This is a genomic window from Halobacillus sp. B23F22_5, from assembly GCF_043497085.1.
Taxonomy (GTDB): domain Bacteria; phylum Bacillota; class Bacilli; order Bacillales; family Halobacillaceae; genus Thalassobacillus.
The window spans coordinates 15,736-31,883 of record NZ_JBIEKI010000011.1 but is presented as its reverse complement, the minus strand read 5'-3'; the positions used below and the strand labels follow the sequence as shown (position 1 = coordinate 31,883).

Below are 16,148 nucleotides of genomic sequence, written 5' to 3'. Positions count from 1 at the left end.
GAGGGGGCTTATTTATGAAAAGAAAAAATTGGATGTTAACGTTCGCTATGTTGTTAACGCTTTCGCTGTTCCTTGCTGCATGTGGCGGCGGTACGGCTGACAACGGCGGAGGAGAAGGAGGAAATGAAGGTGGCGGCGATGAAGGCGGTACCACATTCCTGAACATTCTGACAGGTGGATCTCAAGGTACATATTATCCACTTGGCGGAAGCTTTGCTACAATCATCAACTCTAATGTAGATGGAGCCGAGGCTAACGCGGTTTCAACTGGAGCTTCTGTTGAAAATATGAAGAAGCTTCGTGATGGTGACGGAGAACTTGCATTTACCCAAACAGATATTGCTTCTTATGCAGCTAACGGAGAAGTAATGTTTGACGAAGCTATCGAAGGCGTTCAAGCGATCGGAACTTTATACCCGGAAACCATTCAAATCGTAACTACGAAAGATACAGGAATTGAAACAGTAGAGGATTTGAAAGGGAAGGTAGTTTCTGTTGGTGCGCCAGGTTCCGGTACGTATGCCAATGCTAAAAATATTCTTGAAATCCATGGAATTACGATGGATGACATTGAAAAGCGCGACCTTGAATTCGGTGATTCTACTTCTGGTATTCAAGATGGATCCATTGATGCAGCATTCATCACTTCCGGGACACCTACTGGAGCGGTAGAAAGTCTTGCAGCTACTACGGATGTAAACATCGTTACATTCGGCGATGGAAAAATCCAGGAGCTGATTGACAAGGTTCCATTCTATTCTGAAGATGAAATTCCATCTGGAACATATGGCCTGGATGAAGCGGTGCAGACAGTAGCCGTACAAGCGATGCTTGTTACTACTTCTGATATGGATGAAGACACCGTTTACAACATTACCAAATCTATTTTTGAAAATACCGATCAGATTACCCATAGCAAGGGTGAAGTAATCACAGCAGAATCTGCGCTTAAGGGTGTAGGAATCGATGTTCATCCTGGTGCACAAAAGTACTATGATGAAGTCGGCGTTTCTGCAGAATAATAAAAAGCCTGACAGGATTAATATGGCTTGTGATAGACCGATGTTATGTCGGTCTATCTTTTCTTGTGAGAAAGGAATATAAGCATGGAGAGATTTGCACAAAATAGAGCAGTAGTTGCTGTGGTGATAGGTTTGATTTTTTTATCTGCAGCTTCGTTATGGTTATTTTACCCCTACCAATATGTTCTTGCTCTCCACACAAAAGATACAGACAAACCTTCGCTTTTCCTTCAGGTGGAGGAAGGGGACCGTTTTCAAATCAAGTTTACGCACTCTATTCATTTAAGTGATGTTATCGAGGAGTATGAAGTAAAAGATAAAAAGCTTATCCCTGTTCAATTGATTTACGAGGATACAGCAGTAGGTATGCCTTCGAATGCTGGTGAGGGAGAAACATTCGAGGCGAAAGATGGAAAGTATTATATAACGGGGTTAAAGGGAGAGCATAGGTACATCGATCTGTCTGTAGGACAGGAGAAAGCAAACCATACGATCCTATATGAGGATCGTTCTTACCTTCTTAAGGAATATGTAGGTGGTGGTACAATAGTTCGTATTCAACCCCTCTATATAAACAACTGGGAACTTTTGAGAGGAGTGAATGTGCATGAGTAAGAAAGATCAATCACTATCTGTAGAAAAACAACAAGAAATCATGCAGAAATACGATCCTGAATCTTCTGTACGAGAACTGACTGGGCTCTTAGCGAAGGTCGTATTTTTTATCTTATTAGCATTTTCCATCTATCAGTTATATACAACCACCATCCATCCTCTGCCAGCACAAATCCATCGATCTGTGCACGTTGGATTCGGACTGGTATTGATATTTTTACTATTCCCTGCGTCTCAGAAAAACCGTATCAAGGGAAAGATAGCATGGTATGATCTCGTACTAGCTATACTTGGATTTTGCGTTGGTGCCTATTGGCCTTTATTTTATGAAGAAATAATTATGCGAGCCGGAGATATGAGTAAGCTGGACTTTTATATTGGTATATTAGCGGTGATCCTTGTATTAGAAGCGACTCGACGTGCGGTAGGCTTGCCAATTACGATTATTGCTGCACTATTTCTGGTTTATGCTTATTGGGGAAGGCAGATGCCGGGATTTTTGATTCACCGTGGTGTGAATCTGGATAGTCTGGTACAATCCATGTTTTTCACGACGGAAGGTATTCTCGGAACACCGATTGCTGTATCATCCACTTTTATATTCCTGTTCTTATTATTTGGTTCTTTCTTAGTAAAAACAGGAGTCGGGCAGTATTTTAATGATTTGGCAGTGACACTTGCCGGTAAACGGACTGGTGGACCTGCGAAAGTTGCTATATTTTCCAGTGCCTTGCAAGGTACCATTAGCGGAAGTTCTGTTGCCAACGTTGTTACGTCCGGTTCATTTACGATTCCGATGATGAAACGATTGGGATATCGCCGTGAATTCGCTGGTGGTGTAGAGGCTGCGGCTTCCACAGGTGGTCAGCTGATGCCTCCGATCATGGGTGCGGCAGCATTTTTGATGATCGAATTTATCGGTATAGATTACTGGAGCATCGCTAAAGCAGCGACGATTCCGGCCTTATTATATTTTACTGGTGTATGGATAATGACTCACTTTGAGGCGAAGCGTACAGGGCTGAGCGGATTGTCAGATGCCGAAATGCCGAACCGTAAAGAAGTCTTCAAGAAGATCTATCTGTTATTACCGATTGTAGCGATCGTTTTCTATTTAAGCAGTGGTCTTAGTGTCATGCGTGCTGCTATTTACGGAATTCTTACGACCATTCTTGTCGGTCTGATGAGAGAAGAGAAGTTCCGAAAAATATACCCGATTGTATTCGGAGTGGTAGCGGTAGGTATGGGGATTTATGGGTCGATAACCGGCGGTTTTTCCGTCACAACTTCCCTTGTTTCAGCAACGATGGTGACCATTCTTGTAAGCTATCTCTTTGATGGCAACTTCAAAGATACAATTGATGCTCTTGTTGATGGAGCACGCACAGCACTTGGAGTGGTAGCAGCAACTGCAGCGGCTGGTATTATCGTCGGGGTCGTCACGAAGACGGGCCTTGGTTTAAAGCTTGCTAACAGTTTGGTATCGCTGGCAAATGGGGAAATACTTTTGACCCTGTTCTTTACGATGCTGGCAGCTATCATCCTTGGAATGGGTTCACCAACTACGGCAAACTATATCATTACCTCAACGATTGCAGCACCTGCTCTAATCCTGCTAGGTATTGCTGACCTGCCGGCGCACATGTTTGTTTTCTACTTCGGTATCGTGGCTGATATTACACCACCAGTTGCACTTGCAGCGTTTGCAGCATCTGGTGTGGCAAGCTCTGAACCGATCAGGACAGGGGTGAACGCAGCGAAGCTTGCCATTGCTGCTTTTATCATCCCTTATATGTTCGTACTGGAGCCGAGGTTATTAATGATTGACACGACCGCTTTGGAATTGATCTGGATCGTGTTCACGGCTGTCTGTGGCATGCTGGCCATCGGTGCTGGATTGATTGGCTACTGGTTCCGGCAGCTCATGTGGTTTGAGCGAATCATCGCCTTGGCTGGAGGGCTGACACTGATTTACCCTGGTGGTTATTCGGATATCATTGGATTATCTGTGTTTGCAGTCATCCTGGGTATGCAGTTCCTGCTTAAACGGGATACACTTGGTGTACCGGTTGAAAGAGGCAGAAAAAAAGCTGAATCTTAATATTTGTGCAAACCTTCTATTAAGGGACAATATAAAAAGCGACCTGTCTAAGCAGGTCGCTTTTGCTCTTTTTTAAAGCATCTTTTCTTTCTGGTGAATGCCCCATAGGTTGATTATAGGGCGCGAGAGGACATAAAAAAATTGAATGACCGGTCCGGTAGATAAGGCGACGATCAATGTCCCAATCCCTACAGGGGCACCGAGCAGATAACCTATTAAAGCAAGGCCGGATTCTGCAAAAATTCGCACAGAACTTTTGGATTGGTTTGTCTTTTTATTAACGATCATCATGAAATGATCCAATGGAATCCGTGGGAAGGGCGTTCGTAAGTAGAGTGCGATACCAGCACCCATCGCGAGTAAACCTAGTGTGAAAATAAGCCATTGTGTCCACCAGAGGTCGTATCCGGACTCAGGCAGCATATTGTAAAGAAAAATATCTAACGTCCAGCCACGGACGACAATTGGCAGGATGGACTCATATACAGGCCTTTTCTTTTCAATCCAGGCATTAATAAGTAATAAAATGATGAAACTGATAATCAATACAGTACCCACAGAGACTGGCAGGTGCATCGATACACCGACAGCTACACTGTCCCCGGGCCCTACACCTAAGCCTGACTTGATAATCATGGCCAGACCAAGGCTGGATAGTACAATTCCTGCCAGATAGAGCAGGAAAAGAATCAAATGTCTCATAATGCAGGCTCCTTATGCTAAAACAGTAAGTGACGCTTTAATAATCATATACTTCCACTATTTCTCTGTAAAGTTCGAAGTGTCGCTGTTTTTATTTTATAGTTAAAGGGAAGCTATCATGTATAGATTAAGAAAAGGCGGGAGGCAGTTAGATGCAGTATGCAATCGTAACGGGAGAATCAAGAGGATTAGGAGAAGCTATTGCTAAAGACTTCATTGAATATGGGGTAGATGTCATTGGTATTTCGCGGTCTGGCAGTACAGAACTGAAAAAGTTTTCCGAACGGGAAAAGGCGGATTATCACCATATGGCATGTGACCTAAGTGATAGTACTGAGGCAGAGCAATGTTTTGAAAAAATAGCAGATGAACTGTTTAATGAAGAAACCTATCACATTTATCTAATCAATAATGCCGGTATGATCGAGCCGATTGAAAAGGTAGGGAATCTGGATGCAAAGCAGGTAACAAAGCATGTCCAGGTTAATCTGTTAGCACCGATCTTGCTGACTAACAGTCTGCTCTCCTACGCGGACAATCATGAGGTGGAATTGACTATCGTGAATATCACCTCTGGTGCTGCAGAAAAATCTACGCCTGGCTGGAGTACGTATAACAGCACAAAGGCGGCAATGAATCGGTTCACCGCGACAGTTGCAGCTGAGCTTGAGAGTCAGGAAAAAGACCATCATATCCTTGCCTATAGTCCGGGAGTGATGGATACCGATATGCAGGACGTCATCCGTTCAGCTTCTAAAGAGGCCTTTCAGGATGTCGAGAAGTTCAGGAAGTTGAAGGAGGAAGGGCAGTTGAGAGGACCGGATACAGTATCAGCTGTGTTGATGGACCTTCTGAATAAACCCAATGAAATAGAAAACGGAAAAGTTTATAAACTGTATGATTTAATCCAGGAGTAGTTGAAGGGGGAAGAGATAATAATTCAAAACTTTATGAAACATACAAAGGTTGAACAAAAAATACTGACACAAAAAGGATATAGGTGCCGTTAATCTAAATATCGTTAAGTGGGCTGGGGAATGACGAAACTTCAGCGGGAATAGTAAGGACGGCAAGACCCCCCAGGGCATAAGCCCGAGGAGACTTGCCGTCTTCCCCGCGGAAAGCGAGTTATTTCCCAGCCCACTTATTCTCCTTTCAAGCAACGGATTAATCACAAAATGGCCGGAGGGTTTCTTTTTGCATAGTAAACAAGTGTTCGATTTGTTCATATGTATTTCGGCCGATCGATAATTCTGGCAGTTTTTCCTTTTGAAAAAAAGCTGCATGGTCCGTTTCTGTTCCACCTTGAAGGTTGCCATCCTCCCAATCACAGGCGATGAAAATCTTATAGATGTGAGATGCCATTGGCGGGTGAGGATGTTTATGCATATCAACAACCCCAAGAAGCTGCCTTGCTGCTACTTCAATACCTGCTTCTTCATAAACCTCTTTGACAGCCACTTCCTTAGGAGAAAAGCCGATATCCGCCCATCCGCCTGGTAATGCCCATTTACCGTCTGATTTTTCCTGGACAAACAATAATTTTTCTTCATGAAAAACTACCGCGCGAATGTCGACCTTCGGTGTCTGGTAGCCTGTTTCATTGGCGAATAAATCGATGATTTTTTCCATCGGTTCATCGGTATATTCCTCGAGAATTTCTATACTTAACTCCCGCAGACGCTGATAGCGTTCCACGTCATAAACATCTTTTGCATAGGTAAGTCCTGCTTGTGAGATCGCTTGTATTTCTTTTGCCCATGTTAACCATTTATCCGACATCATACTCCCCCCTGGTTATTTTTTTCGGTAAGTAAGCATTAGCATACCGGTTGAAAATGGCTTCGCTTCATATAACTCCAGCTGTTGTTCTACGTCATTTTTTTCAAATAACGGGATACCGCTGCCGATCATTGTCGGCTGGATGGCGATTTGATATTCATCGATAAGATTTTTGTTAATAAAATGATGGATCACCTGGGCACCACCAACCACCCAAATATTTTTGTGCTGATCATTTTTTAGAAGGTTGATCAGCGGGCGGATTTGTTCCGGCTGAATAAATGTCGCATATTCATCGCTGCCTTCTTGCATGTTAGAAACAACATAGACATCCTTGGAGCGGTATGGGAATTGGTCGGTCAACTGAAAAATCTGCTCGTATGTTTTTCTGCCTAATATTACGGTATCGATAGTGGTGATGAACTTTTCATAGTCGTAATCCTGGTCATCCCAAAGCCAGTCGATAGCCCCGTTTTCGCGAGCGATATACCCATCGACACTTTGTGCTATGTATAAAACTACTTTTCCCATGACATTACCTTCTTTCCAAAATTTGTTGCAAACGAATACATATCTATCATATAATAGTTGTAACGAAAAAAGAAGGGACTGAAGTATAGAGCGATGAAGTACTAATCCTATTGCTTAAACGAGATATGAATAATAAATTCACTCGTTCGGAGATGGGGTTAGTCTGTCCAAAACAGGATATCATTGCTTGATCAGTCGTAGTACGGAGAAATACTGCCCTTCTACCTAACTGGACATGGAATGATTATGACACCACTTCTCTGAACCATCAGGGAGGTTTTTTTATGCTTTTTATGAGAGCGATGAACATTCAATATAGTATCGGACCACGCCGGTTATTGGATATAGAGGAACTGAAAATCCATAAAGGTGATCGAATTGGACTGGTTGGGAAAAATGGGCAGGGTAAAACACTGCTGTTGAATTATTTAGCAGGTAAAACAGAAATGGAACCTCAGGTTGAATTTCATACGGGCTTCAGCTGGTTTCAGCAGTTGGAAGATTCAGAAAACCATAATAATGAATGGAAGACATTAAGTGGCGGAGAAAAGACCTTAGCAAAGCTGGAGCAGCTATTTGCTGAAAACAGTGACCTCTTGTTTTTAGATGAGCCTACTAACAACCTGGATTGGCAGCATATCGAACAACTGGAACGGCAGTTAGAAAACCATCAAGGAGCATTTTTGATAGTATCCCATGATCGTAGTCTGCTGGATAAGGTATGTACAACCATATGGCATTTGGAAGATGGGAAGATAACCAGCTACCCGGGAGATTACAGTTTCTATGCCGATCAGAAAAAACTGGAACACAAACAGCAACAGGAAGCTCACGAAAAATATTTAAAAGAGAAGAAGCGCTTGACTGAACGTCTGACTAAGAAACGCAATCAGGCAAAGGGCATGCGTAAACCACCGGCGAGGATGGGGAACTCGGAATGGCAGCTTGGCAAAAATAAAGCCGCCGGCCAGCAAAAGAAAATCGAACGAGTATCAAAAAATATAGAAAACAGGATTGAAAGGCTGGAAAAAGTAGATAAACCTTTCGAGTGGGAGGAAGTGAAGATGGACTATGTCCTGCACTCGCCAGTTCACCGGAAGCAGTTGTTGATGGCGAAAGAGGTGCACGGTTCGGTGGCGGGCCGGAAGTTGTACCAGGTTCCTGCACTCAAATTAAAAACTGGTTCGAAAACCGCTTTGATTGGTGCGAATGGCAGTGGTAAAACGACCTTGATCCAGCAGTTGCTTAAGGGAGGAGAAACGATTGATTTCGCTGCTCAGGCGAAAATCGGGCATTTTGATCAGACGCTGGAAAACCTGCCGGCGCAGGAAACGGTGCTACAGTTTGTGCAAGCGACCAGTCAGCTTCCCGAGCATTTATTGCGGATTATTCTTGGAAGGCTGCGATTTAAAGCCGACGATGTCTATAAACCGATCGGGGTCTTGAGTGGCGGCGAAAGGGTTAAAGTGGCTTTGGCTCGCTTGTTGACCGGCGACTTTAACCTTTTGATTCTCGACGAACCTACTAACCATCTGGATTTAGAGGCGATTGAGTCCCTGGAAGGGCTCGTACGAGACTACCCGGGTACAGTTTTATATGTCACTCATGATCGGCGATTTGTTGATCGGACGGCAACCCATCTCTGGGTGCTGGAAAATCAAACAGTCCATAGTATTGAAGGAAGCCTGCATGAGTATGAAGAAGCGAAAAAAAAACCAAAAGAGGTGGATGTGCAAGAGTATGATCTGATGACTTTAGAAACGAAATTGACTGAGCTGATCAGCAAAATCAGTATGGCTCCACAAGGTGAAGATAACAGTGAGCTAGAGGAAGAATATCAAAAAGTGCTCGGTCAGGTAAGAAGGTTGAGGAATAGCTAACCAGATTAATTTCCCGTTCCTTATCTACAAAAGTGATGACTTATATTAGAAAAACTTGGCTTGTCACCAAGTACTTATGGCGAAAGCCTTAGTATTTCTTATACTTTAACCCTTTAACAAAGTTAAAATTTCTTAAAGTGCAAAAAAGTGCTGGCACACGAATGCCAGCACTTTTATTAAAAACAGCTTTTTAGCTGATAGTTTTTTAATGATTAGATAATGAAGCGTTCGGTTTATTATGAACGCCGAGTCGTTTAACGAGCTTCGAACTATCTTCATTCAATCCAGTGATTTCTACTTCTTTTCCTTGTTCCCGGAACTTCAGGACGAGTTTATCAATTGCAGCTACTGCTGAATCATCCCAAACATGGGAGTGGCTGAAGTCTACTTTGATGTGCTCGGCGTCTGCGTTGAAATCAAAGTGTTTGATCAAGTTATCGACAGAAGCGAAGAAGACTTGTCCTTTTACTGTATACGTCAACGTACGTGTTTGTTCTTCGAATTTCTTTGCTACATGCACAGAAGAAATTTTTGCAACGAAGAAGATAGCACTTAAGATGACACCAGCAAGGACACCTTTGGATAAATCATGTGTTTTAACAACCGTTACAACGGTAACGATCATGACAGCGGCATCGGTTTTCGGCATAACGTGAAGCTTCGTTAAAGAGCTCCAGTCGAATGTACCGATGGAAACCATGATCATGACACCGACGAGCACGGCCATTGGAATTTGAACTAATACATTTTGAAAAACGATAATTAACAACATCAGGAACACACCAGCGACAAGCGTTGATAACCGGCCGCGTCCCCCTGATTTTACATTAATGACAGATTGTCCAATCATTGCACAGCCAGCCATACCACCAAAGAAACCAGTAACGACGTTGGCAACACCTTGACCGCGTGCTTCTTTGTTTTTATCACTTGGCGTATCGGTCATATCGTCGACGATTTGCGCCGTCAATAAAGATTCCAGCAAACCGACGAAAGCTAAGGCCAAAGCAGTTGGGAAAATGATCTGCAATGTTTCGAAAGTCAACGGAATGTCAGGAAGCAAAAAGATTGGCAAGGTACTAGTCAATTCGCCCATATCTCCTACCGTCTTCACATTGATTCCTGTTGTTGTTACTAGAATCGTCATGGCAATGATAGCTACAAGCGGTGCCGGTACTGCTTTTGTAATGCGAGGGAACAGGTAGATGATCCCTAAAGACCCGATTACTAAAGCATACATTGGCCAGCTTTCACCGACAAAGTGAGGCAGCTGGGAGGTGAAAATCAGGATCCCAAGTGCGTTTACGAAGCCGATCATAACCGAACGTGGGATGAATTTCATAAATTGCCCAATTTTCAAAGTACCTAAAGCGAATTGGATAATACCGGTCAGAATAGTGGCGGCCAGGAGGTATTGTAACCCATGCTCTGCAACTAATGTCACCATCACCAGAGCCATAGCCCCTGTCGCAGCCGATATCATTCCAGGGCGTCCACCAATAAAGGAGATGACGACGGCAATACTGAAGGAAGCATAAAGACCAACCATCGGATCCACTCCAGCGATGATCGAGAAGGCGATGGCTTCTGGAATCAACGCCATGGCAACGACTAAACCTGCCAACACATCGTTCTTTATGTTTCCAAACCATTGATTTTTAATTGTTTCTACGTTCAATGCTGCACCTCTTTTCTATATATTAAAACTGTCGCACTGTCCGTAACAGTGCTATTTCCGGCAAGAACGAGACTGATTATATCACGCCTGTGAGCGAAGTGGTAATCGCATGTAAGCGCATGTTTTGAATGCATGCTTTTATATCCTTCCATTTGCTTTTATATAATAGGTAAAACCAAGTTTCTACTATTTTTATAGTAAAATCACATTAGAAAACCCGTGTGCTACCTGGGCTGAGAGCAAGGGAAGAGGGTCTTCCTTTCTTTACATCAGTATCAACAGTAGAAGTTAAATAGAGGGATAAAAAAATCATCATGTATTTTTGTAAACGTGATAAAATGAAAGCACTACTTTTGGAGAAGGAGAAATTTATGTACAAGAACATTTTAATAGCTGCTGATGGATCCGATCATTCTATCCGTACAGCAGAACAAGCAGCAGAGCTTGCAAGACTACAGGGGAATGCTCATATTACTGTCATCTATGTTGTCGATGGAGATACTTCCAAACATGATGTTCTTGCTGAAGGGAACCAGGCAACGATCGATATGAAGCGGCTTGAACGTCTGAAGCCGATAGAGGAACGTCTGGATAAAGCAGGAGTCGACTATGAGGTCGTTCTAAAACGCGGTGAGCCGGGACCAACAATCGTCAACTATGCAAATGAAGAAGATATTGATCTAGTCATCATTGGGAGCCGAGGTTTGAATACACTTCAGGAAATGGTTTTAGGTAGTGTCAGCCATAAGGTGGCAAAGCGGGCACAATGTCCGGTCATGATTGTTAAATAGTAGATAAAAACGCTTGAACCCAGGTAAGGATTCAAGCGTTTTTTATAGTGTTCTGTAATAATGCGTACGGATCAATCTCTTCAATATAATATGGCTGATTGTAACGGCACCAGCAAGTAAGAGAGCCAGCAGCAGGGAAGTCATCCATAAACCTTCTACAGCATCCATATTCCAAATAACAATTACGATGAAGCCGAACGTCCCCATCTCGATTAATAGAGCAAAAAGGGTAATTAGCCTCGATTTGAACACTTCCTGTTCATCGGTCCAATGTAGTTTGGGCTCATTCAAATCAAGGGCAGTCCCTACCAGGCTGGTGAACCAGCTTGCTAATAACGTTAGCCCAATCCAGAGTATAAATAGGTCTGGTGGCATGTTTAAGACAGCGATGCCAATGATAGCCAGTAATAAGATCGAAAGCAAATTGATCAACCAGGCGGTGGCCGCCTTACTGAAAATGACGGCCTCAGGATGGACTGGCATATATAAATTCGCGGCCCAGTTTCGTCCGTCCCTGGAAATGGATGAGTAGGATGCCGGATTTACACCTAAGATAAATAAAGAAAATACGAATAGTAACAGCAAGGAAGTCTTACCCTGGAATTGACCGAGCATGGTTCCTAGCGTGCTAAACGAGCCGGAAGAGCTCTCAAACAGCAAGATTACAATCAAGAAAACCGGGGCAAATAAACTTTGCACGATACATTGCATGAAAAAGGTGGGTGTCCGGAAAATTATCCTTAATTCTTTCTTGATCATTGCTGCAAATACAGGCTGAGGCTTGATCTTCCTGGTAACTTTATGAGAATCAAACGTTTTTCTGCTGCCGGCAGTCAAACCGAGTACACCCTTGAAGTAAAGCTTTTGCCCGGCTGAAAGGAAGAGAAGAACAGCAACAGTAGAAATAGCCAGCATTAATAATAGAAACAAGAGGCCACTGAATGCTGATGCCTGGCTCAAAGCCATCGTGCTGAAATATGCAGTCGGGACCATTCCAGTAATGAAATGGAGCAACCCGTTCTGTTCCTGAATCAGGGCGGCGGCTCCTTCTGCTGTCTGGTTTGGATCCTGATTCAAACGGATGATAATATTGAAACCAATGATAAATACGAAACTTAACAGACCGGCAAAAACTTTCGTGCGGTCTTTATTTTTAGCAATGTTGGCATACCGCATGAAAAACATCAAAATGATAGCCACCAGTGTGAATGGCACGACTGGGAAAATGATGAACAAGATAAAGGCGTATAAATAATAGAGAAAACTTGCGCCGCTATGGATACCGAATAATGTTAATATAGGAACCATCAGAATGCCGCTCGTCAAATAAAGGTTAATGAATGGAGCGGCTGCCTTGCCAGCCAATAATTGGTAAGGGTGGAAAGGGTAAGGGATGAAGCCTTCAATATCTTCTGCGAAATAGAACGAGCTTAATATGGAGCTTAAGCTTACGAAAAACAGGATGACGGTTATCCCGACAAACAACAGACCAAGCAAGGCATCTTCATTTCCTGTCGGTTCAAGCTGCTGATAGAGTGTTGCCACGATAGAATTCATCAATCCAAAGAATATAAATCCAAATGGGATCAGAAACAACAATAAAAGCAGGTAGCCAAGTTTTTCTCCTGCACTTTTACCAGCCTTAGAATATTGCATTTTTAGCATCGTACGGATCAGGCGGAGTGTTTTATTCATTGTTGGTCAGCTCCAAAAACACTTTCTCCAGATTTTCATCCGCTTTAAACTTTTCTTTCATTTCCTTCATATTACCCCGGAACTGCAGCCGGCCATTATTGATGATCGCGACCTCGTCACAAAGCTGCTCAACCACTTCCAGTACGTGGGTGGAAAAGAAGACAGTATTACCTTTCGCCGCATGTTCCCGCATCATTTCTTTCAACGTATAGGAGGATTTAGGATCAAGTCCTGATAATGGTTCATCCAGGATCCATACATCGGGATCATGGAGTAAGACACCGCTGACAACAATTTTTTGCCTCATGCCGTGAGAGTAAGTCTGTATGTAATCATCCAATGTTTCATATATACCGAAACTTTTCGTGAGATAGGCTATTTTTTCTTCTCGGATATCTCTGGGAATATCGTACACGTCTCCAATAAAGTTTAAATATTCGATTCCCTTCAGGCGAAGAAAAATATCCGGGCTATCCGGAACATAACCAAAAATTTTCTTCGCTTTCATTGGTTCCCGGGTGATGTCGAAACCATTGACGGTGATGTTGCCACTATCGATTGGCAATATGCCGGTTATCATTTTTATTGTCGTCGATTTTCCCGCTCCATTAGGACCAAGAAAACCAAAAATCTTTCCGTCCGGGATGACTAAGTCCAGGTTTTTGACTGCAGTTTTCCCAGCGTATTCTTTTGTCACATGATTGATCGTAATCATCATCTTCCCCCTTGCTGAACAGTCTCTCTTATATGTACGATTTCCCCGGAAATATGTTTCATCGAGTTTTTAAGTAATGGTTTGGAAGAAGTAATTAAGTCAAAAATAGTACCATCATATATTCATCAAAATAGCTATTACCAGTCTTGATGGCATTCTTTTCTGTGCCAAAAACAGTAAAGCCGAGCGATTGATATAAACGAACAGCAGGTTCATTAGTAGACACTACGCCTAAAAGCAACTGTTCAATTCCCACTTGTTTGGCATCTTCTATAGCTTGCTGTATCAACCATTTTCCTATATTTTTCCCGCGAAATTCAGGAGAAACATACATAGCAAGAATATCTGCCTTATGAGAAAACTTTTGATGGGATTGGCGTAGCATGGTAACGGTCCCGACAAGGCTGGAATCCTCGAAAGCTCCATAAGTATAATTGTTTTCATTTGTCATCCTGTCTGCTGCTTGAGCGATCGGATTCTCTTTGGTGACAGCGTCTTCATATGTAGTAATGAACGCATCGGGAGAAGTTTGCAGTGCTTCTAAACGAAGCTCCCAATACTTAGTTGCATCTTCTGCGTTCAAACGACGTATTTCCATAGTTATCCACCTCTTAGTTTTTAAAGAATACAGTATCCTAATTACATGATATTGTAAATAGAGAAATAGAAGAAAAGGGGGATGGGTGATGACTGAAAAAGAAAAAATGCTCCGCGGTGAACTTTATCAGGCTTGGGATGAGGAGTTGGTTCAGGAGCGTTTACGGGCCAGGAAGTTTACAAGAGAATTTAACCAATCGAGTGAGCATGACAGCGATTACCGAAACCGATTGATTCGGGAGTTATTTGGATCCTCAGGGGAAGAATTAGGCATCGAGCCGCCTTTTTATTGCGATTATGGCTATAATATTCATGTTGGGGAAGGTTTTTTCGCCAATTTTGATTGTGTTTTTCTTGATGTATGTAAAATTACTATCGGTGATCGAGTATTATTAGGACCAAAAGTGCAAGTATATACCGCTACACATCCAATCAATGCTGAAGACCGTAAGACTGGGCTGGAATATGGAAAGCAGGTTAATATTGGGAACGATGTGTGGATAAGCGGTGGAGCAATTATCAATCCTGGCGTGTCAATCGGTGATAATACGGTTATCGGTTCTGGAAGTGTTGTTACTAGAGATATGCCAGCTAATGTTTTTGCAGCTGGAAACCCATGCCGTGTCGTTAGACAATTAAATTGATACAATAGCTATGGATAGCATCTCACGTTATATTTCGTTACCATCTATAATGGTAGAAGGATAATTGAATTGCAGGAAAGAGGGGATCACAGGATGATTAAACGAAAAAGTAAGCGGGAAATCGAACTGATGCATGAAGCTGGAAAGCTGCTGGCTCAGGTTCACAAAGAACTAAGGAATTTTATTAAACCAGGAATCACCACCATGGAAATTGAAAATTTCGTGGAAAAATATTTAGAAAAGCATGGAGCGACAGCCGAGCAAAAAGGATATCAAGGTTATGAATATGCCACATGTGCTTCTATCAACGATGAGATTTGTCATGGTTTTCCTCGCAAAGATGAATTGAAGGATGGAGATATCGTCACCGTGGATATGGTGATTCGTTTGAATGGTGGATTGGCTGACTCTGCCTGGACGCATCCGGTCGGAGAAATCAGCGAAGAAGCGCAAAAGCTGATGGATGTTACAAAATCCTCCCTTTATAAAGGAATTGAGCAGGCACGAGTCGGTAAGCGTATCGGCGATATTGGCCATGCTATTCAAAGCTATGTTGAAGAGAAAGGTTATTCCGTTGTCCGTGATTTCACGGGCCATGGTATCGGGGAGACGATTCATGAGGATCCATACATTCCTCACTTTGGGGAAGCTGGAAAAGGAGCCCGCTTGAAAGAAGGAATGGTCATTACAATTGAGCCGATGGTCAATATCGGCGGTTGGGAAAGTAAAATGGACACCAATAACTGGACGGCTCGAACTGTAGATGGTTCGCTGTCTGCCCAATATGAACATACCGTAGCAATCACCGCTGATGGGCCGGTGATTTTAACAGAGCAAGAAGAAGAATAAACAAAAGCTGTCCCGGAAAGGTGGATGTAAAATCACCTTCGAGGACAGCTTTTTTTAAAGTCGAAGACTTGATTTCGAGATATTTGTCTGAAGTAACGGCCCGAAGGGGGACGACTCCCTTTCCGCGGGCATGCGCTGAGCCTCCTCAGACTTAGTCTTCCGGGGTCTCACCTGTCATTTTCATCCCGCAGGAGTATCGCCGTTCCCCTCCGGACCTTGCCGTAGAAAGTTCTCGAAATCACACTTGTGGGGAAAACATCTTTTAAAGAAGACTTCTGCCCCTTCATATCCTTTATTAATACTACAGTTCAGGATGAAGTTTTTAGTTGTACATTCTTCCTCTTTTTGAAGGGTCCGTTTAGTACTAAACGGGCTGGATGGGCAGGGAAACGGCGAGACTCCCGCGGGAGAAGGGGCTAGGCGAGATCCCGCAGGGCTTTAGCCCGAGGAAGCTTGCCAGGTCCCCCGCAGGAAAGCGAGTCGTTTCACGAACCATCCCATTCCTCTTATGGTAACGGACCCCACTATCTCGAAACTGAGTCTTAT

The 16,148-nt window shown here is 43.2% G+C and carries 15 protein-coding genes; 8 read left to right on the top strand and 7 right to left on the bottom strand.

Annotated elements, in window-relative coordinates:
• The first annotated feature begins 14 nt into the window (after positions 1–14).
• The 3 genes from ACGTN9_RS14150 to ACGTN9_RS14140 all read left to right on the top strand — a co-directional run bounded on the left by ACGTN9_RS14150 (position 15) and on the right by ACGTN9_RS14140 (position 3,738).
• On the top strand, positions 15–1,022 hold the full coding sequence (locus ACGTN9_RS14150) for a TAXI family TRAP transporter solute-binding subunit (RefSeq protein WP_499593835.1): 1,008 nt from the start codon (positions 15–17) through the stop codon (positions 1,020–1,022).
• A gap of 84 nt (positions 1,023–1,106) precedes the next feature.
• Positions 1,107–1,637: a DUF1850 domain-containing protein gene (locus ACGTN9_RS14145; RefSeq protein ID WP_499593833.1), complete on the top strand. Its 531-nt coding sequence runs from the start codon at positions 1,107–1,109 to the stop codon at positions 1,635–1,637.
• The gene (locus ACGTN9_RS14140; protein WP_499593831.1) at positions 1,630–3,738 is read left to right on the top strand and encodes a TRAP transporter permease; all 2,109 of its coding nucleotides are present in this window, start codon (positions 1,630–1,632) and stop codon (positions 3,736–3,738) included. The genes ACGTN9_RS14145 and ACGTN9_RS14140 overlap by 8 nt, the downstream gene beginning before the upstream one ends.
• A 72-nt stretch (positions 3,739–3,810) precedes the next feature.
• Here ACGTN9_RS14140 and ACGTN9_RS14135 read toward each other — a convergent pair whose 3' ends face one another.
• Positions 3,811–4,440, bottom strand: coding sequence for a YczE/YyaS/YitT family protein (locus tag ACGTN9_RS14135; RefSeq protein ID WP_499593829.1), 630 nt, complete (start codon positions 4,438–4,440; stop codon positions 3,811–3,813).
• 152 nt (positions 4,441–4,592) lie between these two features.
• On the opposite strand from ACGTN9_RS14135, the gene ACGTN9_RS14130 reads away from it, so the two are divergent.
• Positions 4,593–5,357: a (S)-benzoin forming benzil reductase gene (locus ACGTN9_RS14130; protein WP_499593827.1), complete on the top strand. Its 765-nt coding sequence runs from the start codon at positions 4,593–4,595 to the stop codon at positions 5,355–5,357.
• A 250-nt stretch (positions 5,358–5,607) separates the two neighbouring features.
• On the opposite strand, the gene ACGTN9_RS14125 is transcribed toward ACGTN9_RS14130, so the two are convergent.
• Both ACGTN9_RS14125 and ACGTN9_RS14120 read right to left on the bottom strand, forming a co-directional pair.
• Positions 5,608–6,222 carry an NUDIX hydrolase gene (locus ACGTN9_RS14125; protein ID WP_499593825.1) on the bottom strand — a complete coding sequence of 205 codons (615 nt, stop codon included), beginning with the start codon at positions 6,220–6,222 and terminating at the stop codon, positions 5,608–5,610.
• A 15-nt stretch (positions 6,223–6,237) separates the two neighbouring features.
• Positions 6,238–6,753: a dihydrofolate reductase family protein gene (locus tag ACGTN9_RS14120; protein ID WP_499593823.1), complete on the bottom strand. Its 516-nt coding sequence runs from the start codon at positions 6,751–6,753 to the stop codon at positions 6,238–6,240.
• Between the two features lie 284 nt (positions 6,754–7,037).
• On the opposite strand from ACGTN9_RS14120, the gene abc-f reads away from it, so the two are divergent.
• Positions 7,038–8,633: a ribosomal protection-like ABC-F family protein gene (gene abc-f, locus ACGTN9_RS14115; RefSeq protein ID WP_499593821.1), complete on the top strand. Its 1,596-nt coding sequence runs from the start codon at positions 7,038–7,040 to the stop codon at positions 8,631–8,633.
• 205 nt (positions 8,634–8,838) lie between these two features.
• On the opposite strand, the gene ACGTN9_RS14110 is transcribed toward abc-f, so the two are convergent.
• On the bottom strand, positions 8,839–10,311 hold the full coding sequence (locus ACGTN9_RS14110; RefSeq protein ID WP_499593819.1) for a SulP family inorganic anion transporter: 1,473 nt from the start codon (positions 10,309–10,311) through the stop codon (positions 8,839–8,841).
• A 371-nt stretch (positions 10,312–10,682) separates the two neighbouring features.
• Between ACGTN9_RS14110 and ACGTN9_RS14105 the strand changes: the two genes are divergently transcribed.
• A complete protein-coding gene (locus tag ACGTN9_RS14105) occupies positions 10,683–11,102 on the top strand; it encodes a universal stress protein (protein WP_499593817.1) in 420 nt (139 codons plus the stop codon).
• Between the two features lie 42 nt (positions 11,103–11,144).
• On the opposite strand, the gene ACGTN9_RS14100 is transcribed toward ACGTN9_RS14105, so the two are convergent.
• The 3 genes from ACGTN9_RS14100 to ACGTN9_RS14090 all read right to left on the bottom strand — a co-directional run bounded on the left by ACGTN9_RS14100 (position 11,145) and on the right by ACGTN9_RS14090 (position 14,110).
• Complete coding sequence (locus ACGTN9_RS14100) at positions 11,145–12,797, bottom strand: putative ABC transporter permease subunit (RefSeq protein ID WP_499593815.1); 1,653 nt, start codon at positions 12,795–12,797, stop codon at positions 11,145–11,147.
• On the bottom strand, positions 12,790–13,512 hold the full coding sequence (locus ACGTN9_RS14095) for an ABC transporter ATP-binding protein (protein ID WP_499593813.1): 723 nt from the start codon (positions 13,510–13,512) through the stop codon (positions 12,790–12,792). The genes ACGTN9_RS14100 and ACGTN9_RS14095 overlap by 8 nt, the downstream gene beginning before the upstream one ends.
• Before the next feature lie 94 nt (positions 13,513–13,606).
• Positions 13,607–14,110: a GNAT family N-acetyltransferase gene (locus ACGTN9_RS14090; RefSeq protein ID WP_499593811.1), complete on the bottom strand. Its 504-nt coding sequence runs from the start codon at positions 14,108–14,110 to the stop codon at positions 13,607–13,609.
• A gap of 85 nt (positions 14,111–14,195) precedes the next feature.
• Here ACGTN9_RS14090 and ACGTN9_RS14085 point away from each other — a divergent pair, with 85 nt between their 5' ends.
• A complete protein-coding gene (locus tag ACGTN9_RS14085; RefSeq protein WP_499593809.1) occupies positions 14,196–14,753 on the top strand; it encodes a sugar O-acetyltransferase in 558 nt (185 codons plus the stop codon).
• 93 nt (positions 14,754–14,846) lie between these two features.
• The gene (map, locus tag ACGTN9_RS14080) at positions 14,847–15,602 is read left to right on the top strand and encodes a type I methionyl aminopeptidase (protein ID WP_499593807.1); all 756 of its coding nucleotides are present in this window, start codon (positions 14,847–14,849) and stop codon (positions 15,600–15,602) included.
• Positions 15,603–16,148: the final 546 nt, after the last annotated feature.

Bases quoted from the DNA above. Each gene is read 5' to 3' on its own strand.
- ACGTN9_RS14135 (WP_499593829.1), bottom strand. From the start codon at position 4,440: ATGAGACATTTGATTCTTTTCCTGCTCTATCTGGCAGGAATTGTACTA.
- ACGTN9_RS14125 (WP_499593825.1), bottom strand. From the start codon at position 6,222: ATGTCGGATAAATGGTTAACATGGGCAAAAGAAATACAAGCGATCTCA.
- ACGTN9_RS14105 (WP_499593817.1), top strand. From the start codon at position 10,683: ATGTACAAGAACATTTTAATAGCTGCTGATGGATCCGATCATTCTATC.
- ACGTN9_RS14100 (WP_499593815.1), bottom strand. From the start codon at position 12,797: ATGAATAAAACACTCCGCCTGATCCGTACGATGCTAAAAATGCAATAT.
- ACGTN9_RS14120 (WP_499593823.1), bottom strand. From the start codon at position 6,753: ATGGGAAAAGTAGTTTTATACATAGCACAAAGTGTCGATGGGTATATC.
- ACGTN9_RS14090 (WP_499593811.1), bottom strand. From the start codon at position 14,110: ATGGAAATACGTCGTTTGAACGCAGAAGATGCAACTAAGTATTGGGAG.
- ACGTN9_RS14145 (WP_499593833.1), top strand. From the start codon at position 1,107: ATGGAGAGATTTGCACAAAATAGAGCAGTAGTTGCTGTGGTGATAGGT.
- ACGTN9_RS14130 (WP_499593827.1), top strand. From the start codon at position 4,593: ATGCAGTATGCAATCGTAACGGGAGAATCAAGAGGATTAGGAGAAGCT.
- ACGTN9_RS14150 (WP_499593835.1), top strand. From the start codon at position 15: ATGAAAAGAAAAAATTGGATGTTAACGTTCGCTATGTTGTTAACGCTT.
- ACGTN9_RS14095 (WP_499593813.1), bottom strand. From the start codon at position 13,512: ATGATTACGATCAATCATGTGACAAAAGAATACGCTGGGAAAACTGCA.
- map (WP_499593807.1), top strand. From the start codon at position 14,847: ATGATTAAACGAAAAAGTAAGCGGGAAATCGAACTGATGCATGAAGCT.
- ACGTN9_RS14140 (WP_499593831.1), top strand. From the start codon at position 1,630: ATGAGTAAGAAAGATCAATCACTATCTGTAGAAAAACAACAAGAAATC.
- abc-f (WP_499593821.1), top strand. From the start codon at position 7,038: ATGCTTTTTATGAGAGCGATGAACATTCAATATAGTATCGGACCACGC.